At 40.0% G+C, this 18765-nt stretch carries 15 protein-coding genes, 1 pseudogene and 1 other annotated feature; of the genes and pseudogenes, 12 read left to right on the top strand and 4 right to left on the bottom strand.

Features of this window, described 5'->3' with window-relative positions; all coding sequences use genetic code 11:
* Positions 1–196: 196 nt before the first annotated feature.
* The gene (locus JFC07_RS02220; protein ID WP_198328079.1) at positions 197–910 is read left to right on the top strand and encodes a DarT1-associated NADAR antitoxin family protein; all 714 of its coding nucleotides are present in this window, start codon (positions 197–199) and stop codon (positions 908–910) included.
* Positions 911–1049: 139 nt separating this feature from the next.
* Here the strand turns inward: JFC07_RS02220 and JFC07_RS02215 are convergent, their stop codons facing one another.
* Positions 1050–2045 (bottom strand): diaminopimelate dehydrogenase, encoded by a 996-nt coding sequence (locus JFC07_RS02215; RefSeq protein WP_198328011.1) that lies wholly within the window; start codon positions 2043–2045, stop codon positions 1050–1052.
* Between the two features lie 429 nt (positions 2046–2474).
* On the opposite strand from JFC07_RS02215, the gene rluF reads away from it, so the two are divergent.
* From rluF to JFC07_RS02170, 9 genes are all read left to right on the top strand, one after another.
* Positions 2475–3467 carry a 23S rRNA pseudouridine(2604) synthase RluF gene (gene rluF / locus JFC07_RS02210; protein ID WP_198328010.1) on the top strand — a complete coding sequence of 331 codons (993 nt, stop codon included), beginning with the start codon at positions 2475–2477 and terminating at the stop codon, positions 3465–3467.
* A gap of 169 nt (positions 3468–3636) precedes the next feature.
* Positions 3637–3915: a peptidylprolyl isomerase PpiC gene (gene ppiC / locus JFC07_RS02205; protein WP_193031961.1), complete on the top strand. Its 279-nt coding sequence runs from the start codon at positions 3637–3639 to the stop codon at positions 3913–3915.
* A gap of 482 nt (positions 3916–4397) precedes the next feature.
* Positions 4398–4949 carry a hypothetical protein gene (locus tag JFC07_RS02200; RefSeq protein WP_198328009.1) on the top strand — a complete coding sequence of 184 codons (552 nt, stop codon included), beginning with the start codon at positions 4398–4400 and terminating at the stop codon, positions 4947–4949.
* Positions 4933–7173, top strand: a complete 2241-nt coding sequence (locus tag JFC07_RS02195; protein WP_198328008.1) for a site-specific integrase — start codon at positions 4933–4935, stop codon at positions 7171–7173. Before JFC07_RS02200 ends, JFC07_RS02195 begins: the two co-directional genes overlap by 17 nt.
* A complete protein-coding gene (locus JFC07_RS02190; protein WP_198328007.1) occupies positions 7170–10295 on the top strand; it encodes a site-specific integrase in 3126 nt (1041 codons plus the stop codon). The genes JFC07_RS02195 and JFC07_RS02190 overlap by 4 nt, the downstream gene beginning before the upstream one ends.
* 126 nt (positions 10296–10421) lie before the next feature.
* Complete coding sequence (locus JFC07_RS02185; protein ID WP_198328006.1) at positions 10422–11777, top strand: aminotransferase-like domain-containing protein; 1356 nt, start codon at positions 10422–10424, stop codon at positions 11775–11777.
* A gap of 368 nt (positions 11778–12145) precedes the next feature.
* On the top strand, positions 12146–13435 hold the full coding sequence (locus JFC07_RS02180) for a CitMHS family transporter (RefSeq protein WP_198328005.1): 1290 nt from the start codon (positions 12146–12148) through the stop codon (positions 13433–13435).
* Between the two features lie 22 nt (positions 13436–13457).
* Complete coding sequence (locus tag JFC07_RS02175; RefSeq protein WP_198328004.1) at positions 13458–14801, top strand: acyclic terpene utilization AtuA family protein; 1344 nt, start codon at positions 13458–13460, stop codon at positions 14799–14801.
* Positions 14802–15101, top strand: a complete 300-nt coding sequence (locus JFC07_RS02170; protein WP_198328003.1) for an AtuA-related protein — start codon at positions 14802–14804, stop codon at positions 15099–15101.
* Between the two features lie 156 nt (positions 15102–15257).
* Here JFC07_RS02170 and JFC07_RS02165 read toward each other — a convergent pair whose 3' ends face one another.
* Positions 15258–15689 carry a transposase family protein gene (locus tag JFC07_RS02165; RefSeq protein WP_227678241.1) on the bottom strand — a complete coding sequence of 144 codons (432 nt, stop codon included), beginning with the start codon at positions 15687–15689 and terminating at the stop codon, positions 15258–15260.
* Between the two features lie 34 nt (positions 15690–15723).
* Here JFC07_RS02165 and JFC07_RS02160 point away from each other — a divergent pair.
* A protein-coding gene (locus JFC07_RS02160) for an IS3 family transposase (protein ID WP_198328001.1) occupies positions 15724–16904 on the top strand; the annotation gives its coding sequence in 2 pieces (ribosomal slippage) (positions 15724–16009 and positions 16009–16904; 1182 coding nt in all).
* Positions 15999–16115 (top strand) — a sequence feature (AL1L pseudoknot). Its footprint overlaps the gene before it by 117 nt.
* Before the next feature lie 199 nt (positions 16905–17103).
* Here JFC07_RS02160 and JFC07_RS02155 read toward each other — a convergent pair.
* Both JFC07_RS02155 and JFC07_RS02150 read right to left on the bottom strand, forming a co-directional pair.
* Positions 17104–17298, bottom strand: a pseudogene (locus tag JFC07_RS02155) (IS1595 family transposase); the annotation flags it as partial.
* Positions 17299–17389: 91 nt separating this feature from the next.
* Complete coding sequence (locus tag JFC07_RS02150) at positions 17390–17917, bottom strand: cytochrome b (RefSeq protein WP_191692129.1); 528 nt, start codon at positions 17915–17917, stop codon at positions 17390–17392.
* A gap of 213 nt (positions 17918–18130) precedes the next feature.
* Between JFC07_RS02150 and JFC07_RS02145 the strand changes: the two genes are divergently transcribed.
* The gene (locus tag JFC07_RS02145; protein ID WP_198328000.1) at positions 18131–18574 is read left to right on the top strand and encodes a MarR family winged helix-turn-helix transcriptional regulator; all 444 of its coding nucleotides are present in this window, start codon (positions 18131–18133) and stop codon (positions 18572–18574) included.
* The last annotated feature ends 191 nt before the right edge of the window (positions 18575–18765 follow it).

The raw sequence follows: 18765 nt of genomic DNA, 5'->3' as shown, positions 1-18765 counted from the left end.
AAAAACCAAAACGCCTCACGCAAAAAACAATATCGCCCCATGAAATGCGCACCCTAATGGGGTATCATAGCTATCCTAAAATTAAATGAATCGCTTAAAGCAGCATTGATAAAGCAGCATATCAATTCTCTTAACCAAATATTTATACCAGACCATTGATATAAGGCGTATTGCCATGCAACAAAGACAGAATCCTATGGAACAAACGCCAAACGCGGTAGAGCATCAACCGGTCTTTATGCCTAGAGTCAATAGTGACAATTTGGTCAAAACGGACATGGTGTGGTTTGAGCGCCATGTGGGGTTTGCCAGTAGACAAAAGAAAAAATCCATCAATGATATGCATCAAGTCATTCGCAAAAAATATGGCTTTAGCCATGTCTTAGAGCTGTCTAGCAAATCTGGCAATAAACTGAGTTTCCCGCTCAGTCCATTAAGCTTAAAAATTACCAATGAGCATGACGGTCAAGCCTATAGTGTCGAAAATGCCTTGCAAGCTAGTAAAGTATTCGAACATGGTGGGCCGTATCTTGACTTACTGACCGTCGCACCAAGACAGGCCAAAAAAGACGAGCGTTTAACAACCTCTGGTGAGCTGATTGGCTATGATTATTTTGGCATGGAGTGGAGTCTTGAGCCATTGACTGCGTTTTATGATTGGCTGTATGTCAATGCGCTCAAGCAAAATCCTCAGCTACATGAGGAGGTCATGCAGTATCAGGCTTTTACCGATCGTGAGTTTAATCCCAAAAAATCTATCTATTGTGCGGCCTATTCGCTAGCGATGTTTGTCGCGCTCAATAAACGTGGGTTGTTTGATGGCGTTGAAGACCCGATTGTGTTTTATGATTTATATCATGACTTTAAAGTCAGTAATACGGCTAAACTTTTAGAAAATGGTCTGCTGTAATTGATGTTTTTAATTAAGTTACTGAGCAGAAAGTAAGCAGAAAGAAAGTTAAGCATAAAAAAAGCACCGAGCTTGCATGGCTTGGTGCTTTTTGTTTTTAGCGTGGAGATTTTTTTTATTTCTAATTCATAGCCAGTACTTATAGCAACTCTTTACGCAGCTGGGCAGGCGTTTTAGGCGACAACAAGCTAGGTGCGACATCGAGGACGGTTTTTGCGCCATTCTCTCCTGCTTGATTCATTTTATAAGCAGCGCGGGCATAAGCCACGAGCACGCTGGCGGTAAATTCAGGGTTGCTGCCAAGCTTTAACGAAAACTCTAATACTTGGTTGTTTTGCGCATTATCCATACCGCTTACGCCACTGCGAATAACGAATCCGCCATGCGGCATTTTTTGATGGTCACACTCAAACGTCTGCTCGTCAATAAAGTGCACTGTGGTATCGTAGTCGGCAAAGTAATCCGGCATGGTGACGATGGTGTTGCGTACGCTATCGCTATCGGCGCCATCGGCGAGCACGATATAGCATTCGCGGGTATGTTTCTCGCGGGTGCTTAGCGTTGGCTGCTCACCATTACGTACTTTTTCCATCGCAGATTCTGAGGGAATGGTATATTGTACGCCAGATTTGACGCCGTCGACGCGGCGTACGGCATCTGAATGTCCTTGGCTTAAGCCTTTGCCCCAAAAGGTGTAGGTTTCGCCGACCGGTAAAATGGCTTCGCCGTATAAGCGGTTGATAGAAAACAAACCGGGATCCCAACCAACAGACAACATGGCGACTTTATTGGCTTTTTTGGCAGGCGTATCAAGCGCGGCAAAGTACTCAGGGATTTTGGCGTGAGTATCAAAACTGTCGACGATATTAAACAAACCAGCAAGCGCTGGGCCTTGCTCAGGCAGATCTGACTTAGAGCCGCCACACAATATCAACACGTCTATGTCGTCTTTATATTGGGCAATATCATCCATCGCATAAACGGGCACGCTGTCGTCAATCAGGATGACGGAGGCAGGATCGCGGCGGCTGAATACACAGACTAGCTGCATGTCTGGGCTTTGCTTAATGGCGGCTTGGGCGCCGCGGCCAAGGTTACCGTAACCGGCGATGGCGACTCTAATTATTGATGTCATTATGATTAGCCTTACGTTGATGAAGCGGACAGTCCGTTATTGCTAAAGTAACAAGTAACAAGTAACAAGTAACAAGTAACAATGCTATGCAGTTCATACTTACTGTGAGATAAAGTATGCGCAGTAATCTGCCCTGTAATAAATAACTGATTGGTAGAAATGGCATCTATTTTAGAGGATTATGTTTACAAGTGATAGGGCGCGGTCATACTAAATTTCAGATGAGTTTAAGTATGTACTTTATATAATATGACTGCCTCAATGAGTCGCTAAGTTGTTTTTAGTAATGATAAATAGGTTTGGGTTCATCTCTCTTAAAATAGGTACTGAATTTCCTATATAATGTCAGCCATCTCGTTATTGATTATTCATTCAATTCAGTCTTTTTCTTAGTACAAAAAGCTTTTTATTAGGTGAAAATGGCACTTTATGTTTAACACTTCCTCGACTCGTTTAAATAAATATATTAGCGAAAGCGGTATTTGCTCTCGGCGCGACGCTGACCGTTTTATTGAACAAGGTAACGTGTACGTCAATGGCAAACGTGCTCAAGTAGGTGCGCAAGTGGTTGCTGGAGATACGGTAAAAGTTAACGGACAACTTATTGAGCCACGAGAAGCAGACGATTTCATTTTTATTGCGTTGAACAAACCAGTAGGGATTGTGAGCACCACAGAAAGCTCTGAGAAAAACAATATCGTTGATTTTGTTGGACATAGCGATCGTATTTTCCCGATTGGACGTTTGGATAAAGATTCCCAAGGTTTAATCTTTTTAACGAGCAATGGCGATTTGGTTAATAAGGTGTTACGTGCGGGTAATAACCATGAAAAAGATTATGTGGTGACAGTCAATAAGCCGATAACCGATAATTTCATTGAAGGTCTAGCAGGTGGCGTACCTATTTTGGGCAGGATGACGAAAAAGTGCCCGGTGACTAAGGTAGCGCCTACCGTGTTTAATATTACGCTAGTGCAGGGATTAAACCGTCAAATTCGCCGTATGTGTGAGCATTTTGGCTATGAAGTCGTAAAGCTTGAACGCACACGGATTATGAATGTGAGCCTAAAGGGTATTCCGGTTGGAGACTGGCGAGATTTAACCCCAAAAGAGTTGTCTGTTTTACTGAAATCTATAGAAGACTCTTCTTCGGAAGACAATACTGCGGCTAAGAAATCGCGTAAGTCGCCACGAAAAAAACCGCGTACTGATACTTCATCAAAATCAAAAGAGTCGGCAAAACCAGCGGGCGCAGCAAAGGGTAATGCTAAACACTCTAAAGATGGCGCTAGAAAACCAGCGGGTTCTAAAGGTAAGCGTCCTTTCGGGGATAGCAAGAAGGCTGGCGGCAATGGCAAACCTGCTGCTAATGGTAAGCGTCCTGCAAAAGGTCGAGGTTCTTCGCGGTCCTCAAAACGATAAATTGATAGGTAGTGGCAGCGCTACTCAAAAGGCACTAATTCTTATCCAAAGAGTAGCGCCTGTGTGGATAATGACTTTTGATGCAGTAGAGCATTTAAGTTAGGTTAGTCACCAAACTCAGTAGTGATATAATGCCGCGATAATCGATATTTTATAAAGGGTTTACATTATGGCTCGTACCGCTAGCGCCTTACACATTTTAGTAAAAGACAAAGAACTGGCTGATGACATTATGGCCAAACTTAAAAAAGGTGCGCAGTTTGACGTGCTGGCTAAGAAACACTCAACTTGCCCATCAGGTAAAAAAGGCGGCAACTTAGGTGAGTTTAAAAAAGGTCAAATGGTACCAGCATTTGATAAAGTTTGCTTTAACGGCGAACTTTTTACCCCACATTTAGTGAAAACCAAATTTGGCTGGCATGTGGTTAAAGTGCTTTATAGAACGTAAGCGTTAGGTATTTATTTACTCAATGCACGAGAGTTATATAAAAACGCCAGTCGCTTAAATAATAACGATAAGCCCATCACTCAAAAAAAGCACATTACCTCCAGGTATCACTGAAAGTTTGGTATTAATACGTCACAACATGAGCTATTGGCTGAATTTTTGATGATAGAAGGTGAAATTATTGCTCCGCAGCATTGGCAACTGACTTCAAGTAGGATAAAAGAAACCCCAACCTTGGCAAGGACGCCGACCAAATTAACGTTGATGTCTATAAACCTGAAACCCATTATTTTAAAGGGCTTCAGGTTTTTTTATGTATAAGAATATTTATAAATAACAGGTATAATAATAATATAGATATATTTATGGACACCAGTATATCGTGGTAATATGATACCAACCAAAATATATTTTAGCATGCCTACCCCATCGAGGGTAAGTGGTTTTGGTCGTATACACCTCTGAAATATAGGTCATTGATTATGTCGAAGCGCACTAAGAAGGCAATAAGAAAAAATGTCAAAAGTATTAACGTAAAGGATAATCTGATAGTGCATGAATGTGCTATTAAACCGTATCAGATATTTTGTGAATGGATCGATGATGAGATTAATGATTTCTCTTCGGGTAGGACACTATTATTTGAAGTTATTGAAATCGATGATCAGTATTGCTTTTTTGAGGGTTTTAAAGAAGTGGGGTCACTGAGTGACGGTGCTGAAATCTCTATTAGAAGAGTCGATATTTCTAAATCTGAGATTGAAAGGCGCGCTTGGTCTTGCCTTATGAATGAGTTTACAAATTTAGATCCTATCAACCCAAAATTTTTTGCGGCTATAAAAACTAGTATGCCTGATCGAGTGCAACAAGCACTATTTAATAAACCTCTGACCATACAGTATATTTTAGATATTAAAGACCTCAAGCGTCATCACTATGACTACCAGTTAAGTCTATGCCCTAATCAGCAGCCCACCAAGATACCATCCTTCTCTGAACTAATTGATAAGGTTCTCTATGTCAATAACAAATAATGTGCAAACGCTGATACCAGATACTGAAGACATCTATACTGCTGATATTCGTTATTTCTTTATAACCATAGCCAGTTTAGTCTCAAATGATTTTATGGACATTAGCGTAGAGGCGGAACAGTCAAAACCTTTAACTTCAGAACATCTCAAAAAAATATACGACTCCTATAGAGGTAAGCTGACTAAGTCCGAAAATCTAACTCGAGCATTTATCGCCAGTACCCATCTTCTACCAAATCTTGATACCAGCAATCCAAGTAAAGAATGGCTGTGGGTCGCAAAATTATGCCATCTACTCCTCTATTTTGTACAAAATAATCTACCTAGACGTATTAGTGAGACTAATATTGAAGCTAGAAAATGGATGAATCCAGTAAGTCGTAATCACAGTATTTGGCGGCATTGTTACTCGACGCTACAAGCTGATAGCTTACAGACTACCTATGAGAGGTTTGAGCGTTATCGAGTTGAACTTGAAAGTAAGAATGATCCTAATCTCATATCATTTATCAAGATGTATCTAACCATCGATTTTGCGTTTAATAATAGAGATAGCATAACGCGAACTTCCTACGGCAGAAAACAAACCAAAAAGGGCAAAATTTATGAGCCAAGTATTCAGTATGTCACGCACACAGACGTGGATGATGATACTGATGAGCTGGTATCAGTCACAAGTTTTGAGCAATCAAAAAATGATAACGATATTTATCGTGAGCGGTTAGATAATCCCGTACCTGACTTCTTTCATCTCGAGCAAACAAAGTTAAAAGATACTGAAAAGTTCTCATACGATCAGATTTATCGAAGAACACAGGCAAAATATTCTCATGCTAATAAAAATGAGCGGTTTGTAAGCAACAATATTCGTCAGTTATCGCTCATTGCTATTCAAAATATAGCCTCTAAGCTGTGGCAATGGTTTGATGATTATAGTGACGGTGAAGGCGATAGGGACAAGAAACGAGCGATCGTCTATTTATTGCTTTCTTTATACACCGGTCATTCAGTTGCAAGGTTGGCTGAAGATATCAATAACAATTATAAAAAAATCACTGATATTGGTGTTCGTAAAGCAAAGTATGAGTTTATTATTAACTTAGATATTACACCGCTACGTATTAGAACAGAAGGGGTAGAGTCAGTTATTGCTAACCGATTGACGCAGTTCAAACTCCCATTACCTGAGCCATTGGGAGTATTTTTAACCTATAAAGGATACCCAGATTCAGTATTGATCAATGAAGTCATTACTGATCTACGAGCAACGCTACAGCTACCGTTAATTAGCTTGGGCAGGATAGAAAAGTCACTATACACAATCCTTATCTATGAAGTCAGCAGCACGCAGTTGGCCACTATCATCACCTCACGCAATAGTAGAAAGAGAGCAGATACTTGGTATAGCTCTCATGAGATTAAGGTGATAAAAGAAGTCTACCACGATGCGATTAAGATCCTTACCGCTCGCTGTCATAAAAACAAATCCAGCATTGTCGATTATTTGTCCAAGGTAGTGCTCAGTGATGATGCTATGGGTAGTCAAAACAGCCCTGATTATCCGATAGTAAGTCTATTCATGAGCTACTTACAGCAAAAAGTAGTAACTGCTCATGACTATAGAGAGAAATTCAATTTTTATAATTTATGGTTATGGCATATCTCTCTTTTACTAACTTCAATAAGAGCGGTAGAAGGCGCACCAGGTTATCTCAACCAGATCAACCTTGAGGCAGGCATCATTTGGATTTCTGATAAGGAGGAGCGGGCGACCGCTAACAGTCAGCGCTTAGTGCCTATTTGTTCATTTTTGCACGACGCCATGCAAAATTTCTTACGTTATCTAGAAAGCTTTGCTAAGCGCTATGGACGCTTAGATTCTAATATCAGCACTGACGTGAATAAAATCTTTGATTGCCAGCGGCCGCTACTAAATTTTATAGATAAAAAAGGCGAGTTTCATGCGCTCAGGCCGGCTATTATTATCAAAGAATTAGATACTCATTTTCGCTTTAAGCCAGATTGGACACGCCATGTGGGACAAAGGTTTTTACATGAGCAGGGAGTAGATGAAGCAGTTATTTTGGCGATTTTTGGTCATGAAATGATGGGTCAGGAAGCATGGAGAAAAAACTCAGCACTGGCTATAGGGCATATAGTAGCTGCTAAAAAACCTTATCAGCAGCTGGCAGAAGAACTTGAATTACAGCAGGTGACTTTATGACACAGTTAGAGACTTTACATGGTCATTTGAGGCGCTCAGCAAAAGCGCAGGATAAGCGTAAGCAGGCATTACAGCATACAAAAGAGATGTGCCAACGCGCTTGGAATGCTTTTATTAAAGAGCATCAGTCGCCAGAGTTAATCACAGACGAGCAGATAAACGGTTTATATGAAGCACTTTATGATGACATCGAAAAGAGCGTTTCAGCGCATCTTATCCCGTTTGCACTATTCGAGCGCAAGCGTTTTTTCGATAACATTAATGAAGCGCGTAAAAAAAGACACCTGCCGTTATTACCAAAGCCCATCATTGCTGTACGTCCACAGCGTCCAAAAAATATCAATGATTTTGATACGTTTTTATATTTATCAAAAGCTCAGAGTATTGTCGCACAAGCGTTTGATAGATGGCAGCAAAAGAATACCTTTTCATTACTTGAGAGCGTCAGCTGGTTTTTATTCTCGCTCATTAGTTTTGCAGGATATAACGATGAGAAGATGCTTAGAGAGATTTATAACTATCTAGAACAAAAAAAGCCTATTTATCAGATGTCTGATGACATGATGGTCATGCCGATCAGGCTACTATCATCCGACTATGGCAATGAGCTTGTTACTATAGAAAACGATTTAGATGAAGTGTATCACACACGCCTGATTATCATAGATGATATCAGTCGCTTATGGCTGCTCAAACTACAACGCCAGCATCAAGCGCAAAACGAATTTCCTAAATACCATCAAGTGATAAAAAGGCTGGGGGAGTTTATTGGAGAGAAATTCACGGTTAAGTCCATCAATAGATCTAGCTACTTACGACATATTGCAATCTATTGGCAAACGCTACCAGAAGTATATTTAGACGTTCAATTGGTCCAGGTGCTAACAGGTCAGCAAAAACAAACCTCAATATCAACATCGCAATGGCTTAGATATTTTCAGGGTATTAAAACACCCAGTGCGGTTCTATCAGATGAACACGTCAGTAAATTAGTGATTGAATCTAGCAATAGCACTGAGGACTCACTTGATACTATCAAAGTCGCACGCTTTAGGTCTGATGCAGTTAAAGAAATACGAACCATACTCAATGGCGATAAAAAGCAGGCGCAACCACAGCTAATAAACTTATTGACTCAAAATCTATATCCCAACCAAGAACGACTGGTGAGATGGATGCTTGATCTGCTCACCAGTGGTAATAAAATCAATACCTTGAAGCGATATTTGTCTGAGATCGGTAATGGCTTTATCGCAGGGACTCGTACAGCTGATTTTTCACACTCCTCAAAACATGACTATCACTATATATACAACGAAATTATTGCCGAGAAGAATCCAAATAAACTAGGGTTTACCAAGACGGTTATTTGCTCACTGCATCATTCTTTAAAGAAGCATTACCAAGCGCCTGATATCGACATCAGAGGCGGCGGCGATCCGCAAATAGTGTCTAGTTATCTCATACCTAATCAGGTTTATCACGCTATTCTTAGTTGTATCGCTGAGCAAGAGACGCTGAGTGAATACTATAAACAAGCGCTTAGCATCGTGACAATACTGCTATACCGTACTGGCATGCGTATCAGTGAAATATTAGGGTTGCAGGTTAAAGATATCGAATATGACAATCAAGGTTTTATGGAGTACAACCTCATTGTTCGCCCTAACGCTCATCGTGATTTGAAATCAGATGATGGTACGCGGCGAATTTATTTATCAGTATTGCTTTTGCCAGAAGAGCTAGAAGATTTTAAAAGGTTCTTTCATCTAAAAGAGGGTCAGTCTTCTCGCTATTTATTTACTTTAGCGTATCAGTCCACTCCATTGTCTCGTTATAGTATTGAGCAGCCAATAAAACGCATATTAGAAAATACGGCTTATCACGATCTTACCCTACATAGCTTTCGTCATAATGCGATATCGAATATGGCGCTTATAATCAGGTGTAACCCAATGCTTGTCATGCAATTCACAGATTATGATGAGATAAAAATCCATGATATTAAAACTCATTTTTTAGGTAAAGTGCGCAGCGTTTCAACAAATCACTGGGATGCGCTAATGGAGTTTGCAGGTCATGCCAACCTCATTACGACTTTTAGCTCATATATTCATACCGCTGATATTATCGCAAGTCATCAATTGCAGCAGGCTAAATTGACCCTGCCTTTAGATGTTGTGAATAAGTTGATTGGTACTAGTCGTATGGACCTAAAGCAGCACAATAAATATGCCTTAGAGAGTAGAGATAACGCTGTCAATCTCAGTAATATTAGGCAATACGTGAATCGTAAGGTTGATTGTGAAAGGTTAATGTTTGCTGATAAGGTGAAGACATCTCTGTTAAGTAGTGGTCCTATTGGTATTGATAAAAAGCAGTATTCAGCAATGTTTGGTAGATATAGCCGTGAAATGATAGAAAAGCTTCTATGGGACATTGAGGATGGCCAAATGCTAGGTGCGGCCAGTAGTTTAAACTTTATGTACGATGATGCGTTGATGATTTATGAACGCGCGTTGAGCTTGGTGAAAAATGAAGATGGAACACTTAATCATAAGCTCATATCTAAAAGACGTAAACAACGCTCCAATCATATTTTAATCGCACCAACACCGCTGCATTATCATGAAGAGCAAGCGCTTGTGTATCAATGTTTTGACAATCTTGAGACGCTTTATAAATCCAAAGCGAGTAGGCATGAGATTAAACACATTCTTAAATTATTCTACGAAAAAACCAATACCTCAAAAAGTGAGATTCGTTTTACCTTTAAACAAAAAAAAGGTTTTTATAAATACTTAGATACCATGTGCCAGATTCTACCAAGCAAGTATTGGCGGGTAAATATCAGCTGTATTGAATCCGAGTCCTATATTAATGAGAAGAATAAAAAAACGTATCGTCCTGTTGTCAATAAAGCTGCTCAGCTTAAAAGCGTAGAAGAATTCGGAAAAAAACTCCCTAGTTTTGAAGGTGAGGTTACTAGCTTAGGTACATACAACGGTTATGCACTAACGGTTATTAGTCCACTTAAGCAGAAGGGTAAATCAAAATTGTCTTCGGCTTTAATGAGTTATGTTTTGCATTTTTTGCTGATTATTGATGGTTTGGCTAATTGATACCTCCCAAGTTTATCTCTACGGTTTCTTCAGCATAGCTCAGTCTTACTAGGAAGTTTAAGGGATATGCTTATCAAGGTTTAATATGATATTTAATGAGTCTTCTATTCAAATTGGAGTTGAAAGGTGAAGAAGTTCGAAGAAATATGCCTATTAGTTATTGATGACATCAAGTCTGGTAGAAAAAAAGTGGGGGATAAAATACCTTCGATTAGAGCGATGGCAGAAAAACACAAGGTGTCCAAGAATACAGTAGTAAATGCTTATAATATCTTACTCGAGCAACATTGGATCAAGGCGCTACCGAAATCAGGATTTTATGTCGGTGAAGATTTGTCCAATACACCGATGCTGAATTCAACCTCTTTTTATACTGGCATTGATTTATTAGAACAACAGATGATCAATGAGTCTTACCATAAACCTGGTGCGGGCCGCTACCCTAAAGAGTATATGGATAGGCTCAACCTCGAAAGCTACTTAGGGCAGGTAAGTGACAGCGATGAAGTATTACACTTCGACCGTGGTAATGGTGATCCATCTGGTAATATCTTACTTCGAGGACTAATTGTGGATATCCTGAGTAGGCGCGCGTTGACTGTTGAGTCTCAGAACTTATTGATGACCTATGGTACGAATCACAGTTTGGACTTGATCATTAGGCACTTTTTAACCAAAGACGATCATGTCATCGTAGAGTCTCCTGGATATTATCCATTATTTAGTAAGCTTGACTTACATCAAGTCCATATAAATGCTATCAAGCGAACTAGATTTGGTTTAGATTTAAACAATTTAGAGTCAGTCATCCAAAAAAATCATCCTAAGATTTTATTTTTACAGCCTTTTGCCCATAATCCGACAGGGACAGACTTGACTGTCCCCAATATGACGGCTATTCAGGCACTATGCATGAATTATAATGTGCTCATTGTTGAAAATGATCCGTTTTTATTGACAAGAAATAACGCTGCAAGTTACTTTTTTAATAAAGATTGTCCAGTTATTTATGTGAGTAGTTTTTCAAAAACAGTGTCGGCTTCACTCAGGTGCGGTTTTATAGCTGCTTCTAAACCTGTGATCAAATCACTCACACGGTTAAAAATGATCACCGTCATTAACACCTCCTCAATCACTGAAAACATTCTCAATCATCTCATCACCAGCGGTGCTTTAGCCAATCATCTACAAGCCCTTAAAAGCATATCTTATGAGAAGTCAGCCGCTGCCATCACTGCGCTGAAAAAAATTGACGGACTCACGCTTTATCCTCACAATCCCAGCGGTAATTTTTTATGGTTTCGTATTCCGATGGATGACAAAAGAGCAGTGAACGATGCAAAAAGTAATAATATTTTTATTGCTCCAGGCAATCTGTTTTTTCCATCCGACCCCGCTTATTTTGCCTTAAGGGTTAATAAATTCTATATAGATAAAGCCACTGTTAAATTCATTAAGACAATCATATTTAATAATCACTAAAGCCTTCTCATTCTCAGCATTTACCAGCACCAACTCTATTTTTAATGTCTTTAAAAATCATTTAGCCTGTAATTTCAAAAAGCCAAGGCAGTAAATAGCCTCTAAGAATACAGCGATATTTGATGATATTGCTGCAGAAATCTTTTACCTCTCCACATCTCCGTTTTTTCTATCAACTACCTGTCTTGAAGCATAGGTTTTAACTAAAAATGGGTACAGTTTTATGTGAAGAATCATCTCTGTACCCTTGGAAGCGTATTCCGTCCGTGGTATTTCTATTAGAGTCTGATGCAAGTTATTATCTTATGCCAAGGCGGACTGGTAGGGATATTACAGGGAAGAAGTTAACTTTTAAAAGGAGAGTAAATTTGTTAGCTTTATTGGGGTTTTTGACGATTGCTGTATTTTTGGGATTGATACTGACTAAGAAAGTATCCGTAATTGTTTCGCTAATTTTAGTACCGATTGTTTTTGCCTTAATTGGCGGTTTTGGCAGTGAGCTGGGAACCTTTATGTTGGATGGTATTGTCAGTGTCGCACCCACAGGCATCATGTTAGGATTTGCTATTTTGTTTTTTGGCGTGATGAACAATGCAGGTTTATTTGATCCGATGATTTCGAGGATCTTAAAACTGGTTAAAGGAGATCCAGTAAAAATTACCATAGGGACGGTTATTATTGCGATGGTTGCTCACTTAGATGGATCTGGAGCTTCCACTTTTTTGATTACCATTCCTGCGCTGCTACCTCTATACAATAAGTTAGGGATGAGCAGAATTGTACTGGCGGGTATGGTGGCTCTTGGCGCAGGTACTATGAATTTAACGCCTTGGGGCGGACCGACCGCAAGAGCCGCAGCCGCACTAGATGTCAGTACGGCACAATTATTTAATCCTATCATCCCGGCCTTTATAGCGGGTATCGTTTGGATTATTTTTGTAGCATATCTGGTGGGAAAAAAAGAGCGTAAGCGCTTAGGCGTTCAAGAGATGGAGCACAGTTTACATGATGAGATGACGGAAGAAGAGCGCAGTATGCGCCGTCCGAAACTGTTTTGGTTCAACTTGGTTTTAACCATTCTAACCATTGTGGCCTTGGTTCAAGTTTGGTTGCCTTTACCGATCGTCTTTATGGTGGCGTTCGCAGTCGCTGTCCTCATAAATTACCCTAAACCAAATGATCAGATGGATCAAATAAGAACCCAATCCGTAGGCATGATTACCGTTGTTTCTATTATTTTTGCAGCAGGTATTTTTACAGGTATTCTTTCAGGTACTGGTATGATCACGGCTATGGCCACTTCACTGGTCAATATCATTCCAGAGGCTGTGGGTGGCTCTATGGGCGTTATTGTCGCCGTAATAGGTATGCCATTAAGTTTAATTTTCACGCCAGATGCTTATTATTTTGGTGTCATGCCAATTCTCGCGCAAACAGCCAGTGCCTACGGACTTGATCCAATACAAATTGGTCAAGCATCGATGCTGGGACAAATGACAACGGGATTTCCATTGAGCCCGCTGACAGCGTCAACCTTTTTATTAATTGGTTTGGCAGGGGTAGAACTGGCTGACCACCAAAAATTCGTATTCAAATGGGCGTTTGGTACCACAATAGTTATGACTGTAGTGGCCGTTATTACCGGTGTCATTATATAAATAGAATAAAATGGAGTATGCTATGAAATCTATCAAAATAGGGTCGGGCGCAGGTTATTCAGATGACAGGCTACAACCTGCACTTGATATCATTCAGTACGGAGAAGTCGATTACATTGTTTTTGAATGTCTTGCAGAACGTACGATTGCCATTGCACAGCAACGAAAAATGAAGAACCCAAAACAAGGTTATGATAGCTTGCTTGAATATCGCATGGAGCAGGTTTTACCGCTTTGTGTAAAAAATAAAGTAAAAATAGTCACCAATATGGGTGCTGCTAATCCAGAAGCGGCTGCCGAAATGATCAAAAATATTGCACAAAAGCAAGGGCTACATAATCTGAAAATAGCAGCAGTCACAGGCGATGATGTATTTTCAAGAATTAATTATTATCAGAATGAAACGCTGCTAGAAAACAACAAACAGATCAAAGACCTTGTCTCGTCAATTGTATCTGCTAACGCGTATATTGGCGCAAGAGGAATTGTTCAAGCGCTTGAATCGGGGGCTGACATTGTGATTACTGGTAGAGCAGCTGATCCGTCCCTATTTCTTGGACCTATGATGTATGAGTTTGGCTGGTCTTTTGAAGATACTGAACTGCTAGGGAAAGGTACCATAGGTGGCCATCTTATGGAGTGCGGTGCTCAAATCACGGGTGGCTATTTTGCAGATCCTGGATATAAAGAAGTGCCAGAACTTTGGAACGTAGGGTTCCCGATTATGGAAGTGGATGAAAAAGGTGATTATAACATTACTAAACTGGATGACGCTGGCGGTTTGGTTTCTCTAGCAACTGTAAAAGAACAATTACTGTATGAAATCCATGATCCAGCCAACTATCTGACTCCCGATGTTATTGCTGACTTTTCCAAGATTCAAGTCGAAGAAGTAGAGAGTAATGTTATTAAGGTATTTGGCGGGTCTGGTAAGCCAAAAACAGGTTTGCTAAAAACCAGTATAGGATATAAAGATGGCTATATTGCTGAGGCAGAAATCAGCTATGGGGGTTCAGGCTCAGTTCAAAGAGCCAATTTAGCAAAAGAAATTATTCAAAAAAGGCTGGCCGCTCAAAACATAGAACCCAATGAAATTCGTTATGATTTTATCGGACTTAACTCATTATATGGAAATAAAATACTGAGTACGCAGGAAGCGGATGAGGTCAGACTTCGTATTGCTACAAGAGTCGAAAATGATGTAATGGCTGAAGCTATTATTCGAGAAGTAGAGTCACTTTATACAAATGGTCCCGCAGGTGGTGGTGGGATTCGCTCAAACATTAAAGAGATCGTTTCAATAGGCTCAATTTTGATTCCAGAAGAAGATACAAATATTAAAATTTCATATTGTGAGGTGACATAAATGAAATTGCGTGAAATAGCTCATTCTCGAACCGGTGATAAAGGTGATATATCAAATATTTCGCTTATAGCATTCAAAAGCGAAGACTATGAGTTGATTAAAGAGAAAGTTACTGAGAGGGTAGTAAAAGAATGGCTCAAGGGTATTGTGCAAGGAAAGGTCGTCCGCTATGAACTGCCAAACCTTAATGCATTCAACTTTGTTATGTATGGAGCCTTAGGTGGTGGTGTTACAAAATCCTTAGCACAGGATATGCACGGGAAAAGTTTAAGTTCTAAATTATTGGATTTAGACATATAAATGGACAAGATTCTTCAATAGAGTGCTATGTTCGATAGAGAAAAAGTGTACATCGCTTAAATTTATAGGCCAGGTCAGGATAGAGCAGCCAACCGAGTAGCAATTGCAATATTAAGACGGTGATTTAAACAGTAAGTAATAGACCTCTTGCAAAAGTCATAGGTTTAGCTCGAAATTAATGATACCAGCAAACAGCTTCATTCTAAGATCATAGCGCTGACGACGATTGCGATATTTATGAGCGACAATTTTGAACAATTTGATTAAGCCTATTTTGTGTTCAACCATAATGCGAAACTTAGCGAGATACTGATTGGCTTGTTTGCATATCTCTAACAGCTGACCCCCACGTGGCTTTTTAAAGGGGGTGAAGCTCTGTTCATGTAACTTTGCAATGCCCTGATAGCCACTATCTGCTAGTAATTTAGCATTGTCAGGAAGCCAATCAGGACAAGTATCTTTATAGAGCTTAAAATCGTGGATTGACCCTTTGCAGGTTTGCACATCAAGTATCAACCCTGTTTGCCAATGAACGATAACCTGCGCTTTCAAGGTGTGTTGTTTTTTCTTACTGAACCGCCCCGGTATTGTCGGAGACTCAACATTCTGAGAGAATACAACGATGAAAACACGACACTACACCCCCGAGATTAAAGACCGCGCCGTTCGCATGCTGATTGAAGTGTCGGGTGATTATCCCTCCACCTGGTCAGCTATTCAAGCCATTGCCCCTAAGATTGGTTGTACGCCTGAAACCCTGCGCTCATGGCACAAGAAGTACATAGACCAAACCATACCTGCCTCAGTGCAAGCTCAAAGTGACAAAGAGCGCATCAAAGCGCTTGAACGTGAGAATAGAGAACTCAAGCAAGCCAATGAGATTATACGTAAGGCTGCTGCTTTTTTCGCCCAGGCGGAGCTCGACCGTCCACACAAGTAATGATCAGTTTTATTGATGATAACAAAGCTGAGTATGAGGTCGAGCCAATCTGTAGAGTATTACCGATTGCCCCGTCAACTTATTATCGTGCTCAAGACTTAAGCGACAACCCACACAAGCGTTCACTGCGCAGTCAGTATGACGACTATTATGTCAGCGAGATTAAACGCATCTGGCAGGACAGTAAATGCCGTTATGGTGCGCGTAAGGTTTGGCAGCAGATGAAATCTGACGGGTTAAAGGTTGCTCGTTGCACCGTAGAGCGTTTAATGAGACAGCATGGCTTACAAGGTGTCTGGCGTGGTAAGGGTAGGATTACTACTAACAGTCGTGATGAGCAGCTGCGGGCGAATGATTTAGTCAATCGTAACTTTAATGCTCATCGTCCTAATCAGCTTTGGGTTGCAGATTTTACCTATATCAAGACCATGAGTGGCTGGGTCTATACCGCTTTTATCATTGATGTGTTTGCCCGTGCTATTGTGGGCTGGAAGGTGTCTAATCGTATGAACACGGATATGGTGATGGCAGCACTCAATCAAGCAATAGCAGATAGAAACAACCCTAAGGATGTGATTCATCATAGCGATCGCGGGGTTCAGTACTTATCCATTCGCTACACTGATAAAATGGCTGACTCAGGCCTTATAGCCTCTGTGGGCACGACGGGTGATTCATACGATAATGCTTTAGCTGAGACGGTCAATGGGCTGTATAAGTCTGAGGTGATTCATTACTTAAAAGAGAGCTGGACTGGCGTTAATGATGTTGAATTAGCAACCCTAGAATGGGTAGACTGGTTTAACAAGAAGCGTCTACATAGCACGATTGGTTGGTGGTGTGTCAAAAAGTATGCTGATTAAAACTTGAAAAATTTTTGAAGCCTTGAAAGCCCTATAGAAACAGAGAACTTAGCATAGATTTCTTATTGACTTCTATCGCCAGCATACTTTTTAGAACACCACCAAAATTTTAATAATTACTATCAGGAGCTATCCTAGGTGACTAGTTTAGCCCTAATAATTGCAACTTTGGGACACTGCCGTTAAAACGCCACTCTTATTCCTTTAAATACAGGTAGAAATACTCTTTTGGCATCCCGTTAAACTTACGCAGATGATGCTTAGCTTGATTTCAAAAACTCTCTATTCCATTGATATGATTTTTATCATGGACAAAGTTTTTGGAGGGGTTAATACAATAATGGGTAAACTCACTGATATCTAAGGCATTATAGTCTCGTTCTGCTAGGGTATACTCAAAAATTATTGAAAGCCTCGTTTAGTTCAATATCTCAAAAACGTTGTTATAAACCCATTTTTTAAATATTTTCTAGCGTTCTTAAAATCTAACTCATACGCTTAATTAAATTGTCCTTTTTTATAAACTGATGATACAACGCTCCCCCAACGTGGGCTATGGTAAATATAATAATCATTGGCCAAATAATATTGGTGTGTAAATCATTATAGAAACGAGCCGCACTACGGTCGGGTGTTACAAAAACTGGAATCTCGAACAATCCGAATATATCAACAGGACGACCACCATATACTGACATTAATAACCCGGCTATGGGCATTGCTATTAACAGCGCATAAAGAGCAAAATGCGTAAGCCTAGCTATGATGCTTTGCCATCTGGGCATTGGAACTGCAGGAGGTGCGTTAGTTAAGAATCGATTCATTAACCGAATAATCGTCCAGAATAAAATACTGATACCAAATGCTTTGTGTAGGCTAATGTATAGCGGATTCTCATTATTACCGTAAAGCAAAATTAAACACCACGTTACTAGCAAGAGTAATGCGCTCAGCCAATGCAATAAACGACTCGTTGCGGGCCACTTCTGGATACGGGGTTGAACCTTATTCATAATAAATCTCTGCAAATAGTTTATTAAAAATCCACTTAAGATAGTTAAATTGCCAAATATAAAACGACAAACTCAGAAAAATTACCTCAATTGCCATTTTGTTATCTTATAAAACGTAAGTATAGAATATCAGTATATAGAAACCATAATATAGTTGACACCATCAACTTTAATTTATATAGTTGCCTTAGTCAACTACATAAAGGTTTCTATATGGCTAAAAATTTGATGAGTGAAACGCTACATCAATTGATGCATACCTACATCAATTTATTGCACGAAGGCATCAAACGACAAGGGCTTGAATTAACAGTAACGCAAATCAGAACTTTAAAAGTCGTATGTTATAACCCTCACAGCACTGCAAAATCAATTGCAGATTACATCGAGCGTGATAAAGCACAAATTACTCGGGCATTGAATGACCTTTTAGCGGCCGATTTGATTATTAAGACAGATAATCCGCAAGATGGTCGCAGTCGACTGCTCGAACTGACGGTTAAAGGCGAGGACATTATGGTAAAGCTCAACGCTGCAGAAGTGTGGGCTAAAAACCAGCTCACGCAGGATTTAACCGCCGTTGAGCTTGCGTTATTCTTTCGAGTCAGTCGCGCCATGATAGATAATGTTAAGAATAGCTGCATTCTTGATGGGTAAAAAATACTGCTGATTTGCCGGACAAACTCCTCTAAAGAATTAGAACAATCAGTAGTAACGACATAAATCATAATAGTAAAAACCTATAAAACATAAAGAATCGGAGTTTTTCAAGGTAGTTGTCACCATCAAGCTAAATTAAGCGGCTTGTAATCTTTGCTGTTGTTGCTCTTTTACAGGATTTAGCGTTG

The organism is Psychrobacter faecalis (assembly GCF_016107575.1).
Classification (GTDB): domain Bacteria; phylum Pseudomonadota; class Gammaproteobacteria; order Pseudomonadales; family Moraxellaceae; genus Psychrobacter; species Psychrobacter faecalis.
Note: the sequence above shows the minus strand (reverse complement) of the source record. Positions and strands in the feature narration are given on the sequence as shown.